Below are 5,752 nucleotides of genomic sequence, written 5' to 3'. Positions count from 1 at the left end.
CGCCAGCCTGGCCGGGTGCGCGGCAGACATGGGCGTTGCCGGCACCAGGTGGACCACGGCGGAGTCGACCTTGGGCGCCGGCACGAAGGCGCGCGCCGGCACGGTGAGCGCGATCTTCGGCACGGAACGCCACTGCGCCAGAACCGCGAGCCGGCCATAGGCGCCACTGCCCGGCCGGGCGGTGATGCGCTGCGCCACTTCCTTCTGGAACATCAGCGTGAGGCTGGCCCACCATGGCGGCCACTCTTCGCCATCGAGCCAGCCGGTGAACAGCGCGGTGCCGATATTGTAGGGCAGGTTGGCGACGATGTGAGCACCGTCTCCGGCAAGAGCGCGGGCATCGACCGCCATGGCATCATCGCCCACCACGGTGAGCCAGCCGTCGGCAGCGGCGGCGAGTTCGGCCAGTGCCGGCAGAGCCCGGTCATCGCGCTCCACCGCCACCACGCTGGCCCCGGTGCGCAGCAGGGCGCGGGTGAGACCGCCGGGGCCGGGGCCGACCTCATAGACGCGCGCGCCGGTGCCAAGGCCGGGGATGCGGGCGATGCGGTCGAGCAGGTTGGTGTCGGTAAGGAAATTCTGGCCGAGCGATTTTCGCGCATCAAGCCCGTGGGCGGCAATCACCTCGCGCAGCGGCGGCAGATCAGGCAGGCCCATCGGTTGCGTCAGGCCCGCGCGGCGGCGCAGCCGGCGGCCATGCGGATCGCTGCGATCATGGCATCGGGCCGGGCAAGCTGGCGCCCGGCGATGTCGAACGCGGTGCCGTGATCGGGCGAGGTGCGGATGATCGGCAGCCCCAGCGTAACGTTCACCCCATCATCGAAATGCAGGCTCTTCAGCGGGATCAACGCCTGGTCGTGATACATGCACAGCGCCACGTCATACCGTGCCCGGGCGCGGGCGTGGAACATCGTGTCGGCCGAAAGCGGCCCCGTGATGTCGTGCCCTTCGCCGCGCAGCGTTTCGATGGCGGGGCGGATGATGTCCTGCTCCTCGCGGCCCAGCGTACCGTTCTCACCGGCGTGGGGGTTCAGGCCGGCAATCGCGATACGCGGCCGCTCGATGCCGAAATCGCGGGCCAGCGCCCGGGCGGTGATGCGCGCGCGGGTGACGATCAGATCGGTCGTCACCAGCCGCGGCACGTCGGCCAGGGGCACGTGCACGGTGAGCGGCACGGCGCGCAACGTGGGCCCGGCCAGCATCATCACGGCATGGCTGGCCGCCACCCCGCAGCGTTCGGCCACGAACTCGGTCTGGCCCGGATAGGCAAAGCCTATGGCCGCCAGCTGCGCCTTCGACACCGGGCCGGTGACAAGGCCGGCGGCCATGCCCTGCCGGGTGAGGCCGACCGCCAGTTCCAGGCTGTCGAGCGCGCAGCGGGCGCCGGCCAGGTTGGGCTGGCCGGGAATGATCTCGCCCGGATCATCCACCTGGATCAGCGGCAGCGCGTCGGCGAAGGCGCGCGCCGCCATGGCCGGATCGGACAGGCTGGCGATCGGCCCGTCCCACACGGCGCGGATCGAGCGGGCGTCCCCGATGGCGAGGAAGGGCGGCAGGCTGTCGGTGTGGCGGTGCGCCCAGGCCCCGGCGATCACCTCCGGCCCAATGCCGGCCGGATCACCAATCGAGATGGCGAGCGGCGCCGGTTCAGCAGTGGCCATCAGCGATAATCGACGATGGCATCGCGCCTGAGATCGCGCAGGTAGCGGCGAGCGCGCATGTTCACCCGCTCGTCGTTCATCTGGGCATAGATCTGCTCGAAATTGGGAGCGCTGGCCTGCACCTGGCTTTCGTCGCGCCCGCACAGCACCAGCACGCGCAGGCCTTCCTGGGCTGAACCGAAGGCCGGAGTCGCCTCACCGATCGACAGGCGGGACATGATGTTCTGCAGCGCCGGCGGCAGATCGCGCAGGCGCACGGCATCGTTGCTGGCCACTTCGCCGCCCACCTTGGGGGCGATGGCGTCGACACCGCCGCAACCACCCATGTTCTGGGTCAGCGCCTGAATCTCGGCGACGCGGGCGCGCGCCTGTTCCTCAGTGGTGTCGGGCTTCAGCGGGATGGTCAGCTGCTTCAGGCTGAGAATGGCATTCATCGGATCGGCGGCCAGCACCTGGCGCTTCTCCAGCAGCGCCATCACGGCCACGCCGCCGGGCACCGCCAGTGGATCGGTGATCTGGCCGGGCTGCAGGGCGGTCACGGCCGGGGCCACCGCATCATTGAGCTGTTCGGCGCGCACCCAGCCCAGGTCTCCACCCAGGCCGGCGGTGGAGGCTTCGGAAAACTGGCGGGCATAGGCGACGAAGCTGGCGCCGCCCCGGATCTGGCCGACGATGCGCGCGGCATCGTTCATCACGTCATTCACCGTCTCCGGCGTTGCCGACAGGAAGATCTCTCCGACATGATACTCGTCCTTGCCCTTGGCGGCGTTCAGCTTGTCGATGACCTGCTGGACCTCGTCGTCGCCGACATTGACCAGCGGCTCGACCTTGCGGCGCAACACCCGGCTCCAAGCGAGCTCGGCGCGGATCTGGCTCTTCAGGCTGTTGGCCGACGAGCCGTTCTCATGAAGATAGGTCTCGAACTGGGCCGGGGTGCGGCGGAAATTCTGCGCCACCCGTTCAAAGCTGCGGTTCACCTCTGCCTCGCTGATGCGGACATCATTCTCTGCGGCTTCCTGCATCTGCAGCTTCTCGTCGATCAGGTTGCGGATGATCTGCAGACGCAGGCGCTGGCGCTCCTCCTCGTCGATGCGGCCGCCGTTGGCGGTGACCACCAGCGCTAGGCGATGATCGATATCGGTATCGGTGATGACATCGCCATTGACGATGGCCTGCGCCTTCCTGAGCGACGGGTCGACCGTGCCCAGCACCAGCACGTCGGGCAGATCATTGGCGTTGAAGCTGCGGCCGGCCACCTGGGCCTGGGCAATCGTGGGCAGTGCGATCTGGGGCAGGGCGATCAGCCCCGCCATGGCGACCCGCGCCGCCCGCTCGATCATGCTCTGTTTCCGGCTCGACAAGGTCATTGTCCTTCACTTGGCTTCGCTGCGGCCCGATCCCGCCTGCTGTGCGCCGCGCGCCCTCCAGCGGCCCATAGCGCATGGCCGGCGAGGGGGCAAAGCACCAACTTGGGGCCGCATCTGCCACGGCGGGGCTGAACATCGGGTGAAAACGGCGTTGCCCCGGCCGGTTCACCGGCCGAGAGTCTTGAACGCGATGCTGATCTGGAAATTGTTGCCGGGCCGGAAATCGCGGTCGCCGACATAGTCGCGGCGCCAGCCCAGGCCAAAGCGGAAGCACTCGTCCTCATATTCCACCCCGATGCGGTGGCGGATCGGCTCGAATCCGTTGCCGGTGGCCAGCGGATTGTCGGCGCGGGTGGTGAGGTTGACGATGGCATTGCCGAACAACGTCCAATAGCGGGCAAAGGCCAGCCGCCCGGCAATGCGCAGTTCCTGTCGGTCTTCGAGGTCCTCCAGCGTGACGTTGCGGTTGAGCCGGATATAGGCGGCCGAGACATAGGTGCGCCGGCCGCCCACCGTGAGGTCGATCTCATTGCGCCTGACCGCCAGATTGTCCTTGTCGAGCCGGAAGCGGTGGGTGAACTCCACCAGCCGGCCAACCTTTAACGTGGTGCGGCCCACTACGTCCGACACGCGGCCGCGAAAGCCGGTGCCGTCGGCAAACTCGCTGCCATCGCCGTCGAGTCGCAGTGACTGGCCGATTTCGGCCCTGAGCTGCCATCCCGCCCGGTCGAGGCCATATTCAAGGCCATAGGTGACCCGGCTGCCGCTTTCCTGGCGATCAAGGCCCGGCGTGCGATTGAGCTCGAACAGGCTGATGTCTTCCAGCTCGAAGGCACGCGAATCCTCGTTGGCAAAGCCCGAATTGGGGATGCGTGGCGCCGCCACCAGCTGCACGCGGGGGGATATCGTCTGCTCACCGCCGAACGCCGGCCCGGCAAAGGGCCAGGCGATGTCGATCGCGGCCAGCGCGACGCCGCGCCCGCGCCAGCCATCGCGGCCAGCATAGTCGGGAAAGGTCGCCCGATCGCTGTTACGCACATCGTAGAGATCGCCGCGCACCAGGGCCGTGGTGCTGATGCGCTGGCCCAGTGCGGTGGTGAACAGCCGGTCCCAGCGGCTCCAGCCGATGACGCGGAACAGATCCTGCCCATCGGTGCGGGTGAGCAGCATGGAATTGGCGCCGAAGCGCAGTTTGCCACCGGCGACATTCCAGTCCGGCCGCCAGTCATAGTCGATGAGCGGCAGCACCAGCGGGCTCTCGCTGGCGCGGTCGGTGACGCGCAGGCCCTGGAAATACCAGGCCGAAATCGACAGCCAGCTTTCGGATGTGATGCGTTCCAGCGCGTAGGAGGAGCGCAGCGTGTCGTCGAAGCCCAGGCCATAGCGACGGTTGAACGTGTCATCGCTGGTCAGCCGCAGCGAGAAGACCGAGCGCCAGTGCGGTGAATGCTGCAGGCGGCCCTTGATCCCGAGGTAACCGCGAAACCGCTCGCCGCGATCGATCTCGGTCAGGCCATCGGAAGCGAGGTCGAACCGGCGCGACACGGTGAACATGCCATCGACCTGGATGGGGCCGGACTTCAACAGGCGGCGCGCCTGGAAGGCCAGCGCCGGATTGGTGGCGGTGTAGAGCCAGGGCGTCAGGGTGACGTCACTGTCCGGTGCCATGGCGAGGTGGATCGGAGCGGAAACGCCAAGGCCCAGCTGGCGCTGGATCTCGAGCGCCGGGATCAAGAGGCCCGAGGCGCGCGGTGCATCGCCGTCCGGGTGCGACAGGCGCGGCAGATAGAGCACCGGCACGCCGAACATCTCGAGACTGGCGTTGCGATAGGAGATGCGGTGGCGGGCCTCGTCATAGCGAACCTGGACTGCCTTGATCTTCCACACCGGCGTCTGCGGGCAGCCATCGCCCGACACCACGGCACAGGGCGAATAGGCGGCGCGGTCCAGCGTGTAGGTGCCGCCATCCCGCGTGGCGCTGCGGGCGCCAAGCCGGCCGCCATCGTTGAGGACCAGCAGCATGTTGGCGATGGCGCCATCGCGCAGGCTGTCGGTGAGGGTGATGCGGTCCCCCATCGCCTGGTTGCCGCTGGGATCGGTGATCGAGACACTGCCGATGGCCACCACCTCGCCCGGCGCTTCCTTGCCATCGGCATCGTTGCTGCGCGTATATTCCACCCGGTCGGCCACCAGCCGATAGCCGTCGCGGGACAATTGCACCCGCCCGCTGGCCACCACCAGCCGCGTATCCTCGTTGTAGGTCAGCTGATCGGCTTCGAAATCCAGTGTGTCGCCGGGGCCGGGCCGGCTGCTCAGCCGCGGCGGGGCATCGGGATCGGCGTTGGCCGGTTCGGGATTGCCCCAGGTCGCCGGGCTCATGCGCTGGGCAAGAGCCGGGGCGGGCAGCAGCGCCACCAGCGCCGCAGCCGCCAGCAGGCCAGCCCGGCGGGCAGGAACGGGAATCCCGGGCAGGAGGCGGTGTGGGGCCACGCCGGTTCGATTAGCCGGGCCGCCAATCCCCTGCAACCTCTGGCGCCTGCAACCTCCGGCTTGGCGGCGGCGCGCCGGCCTCCTAAGCCAGATTGGCCCGCCGAATCAGATTCTCGAATCCAAAAAAGGAGCCGATCCATGCTCGCCATTTCCTATCTGCCGGCCATCGCCGATCCCACCGCCGCCCTGGTGGTGCTCGCCGGGCCGGCGGCGGCGCTGTCGGCCGGCGCGGCG

4 protein-coding genes are annotated in these 5,752 nt (G+C 68.5%); all 4 read right to left on the bottom strand.

All coding sequences use genetic code 11. The features are described from left to right. A partial coding sequence (rsmA, locus tag GJV64_RS10620; RefSeq protein WP_164157206.1) for a 16S rRNA (adenine(1518)-N(6)/adenine(1519)-N(6))-dimethyltransferase RsmA occupies nt 1-657 on the bottom strand: 657 nt, incomplete at its 3' end. Nucleotides 658-665: 8 nt separating this feature from the next. Next, nucleotides 666-1,661, bottom strand: a complete 996-nt coding sequence (pdxA, locus tag GJV64_RS10615; protein ID WP_164157205.1) for a 4-hydroxythreonine-4-phosphate dehydrogenase PdxA — start codon at nt 1,659-1,661, stop codon at nt 666-668. Beyond that, the gene (locus GJV64_RS10610) at nt 1,661-3,022 is read right to left on the bottom strand and encodes a peptidylprolyl isomerase (RefSeq protein ID WP_235927699.1); all 1,362 of its coding nucleotides are present in this window, start codon (nt 3,020-3,022) and stop codon (nt 1,661-1,663) included. The genes pdxA and GJV64_RS10610 overlap by 1 nt, the downstream gene beginning before the upstream one ends. A 171-nt stretch (nt 3,023-3,193) precedes the next feature. Continuing rightward, nucleotides 3,194-5,518, bottom strand: a complete 2,325-nt coding sequence (locus GJV64_RS10605) for an LPS-assembly protein LptD (protein ID WP_164157204.1) — start codon at nt 5,516-5,518, stop codon at nt 3,194-3,196. Between the last annotated feature and the right edge of the window lie 234 nt (nt 5,519-5,752).

Origin of the sequence: Sandarakinorhabdus rubra, from assembly GCF_010994245.1 — a bacterium.
GTDB classification, from domain to species: domain Bacteria; phylum Pseudomonadota; class Alphaproteobacteria; order Sphingomonadales; family Sphingomonadaceae; genus Sandarakinorhabdus; species Sandarakinorhabdus rubra.
Note: the sequence above shows the minus strand (reverse complement) of the source record. Positions and strands in the feature narration are given on the sequence as shown.

Coding starts and splice junctions, on each gene's coding strand:
- pdxA (WP_164157205.1), bottom strand. CDS start 1,661: ATGGCCACTGCTGAACCGGCGCCGCTCGCCATCTCGATTGGTGATCCG.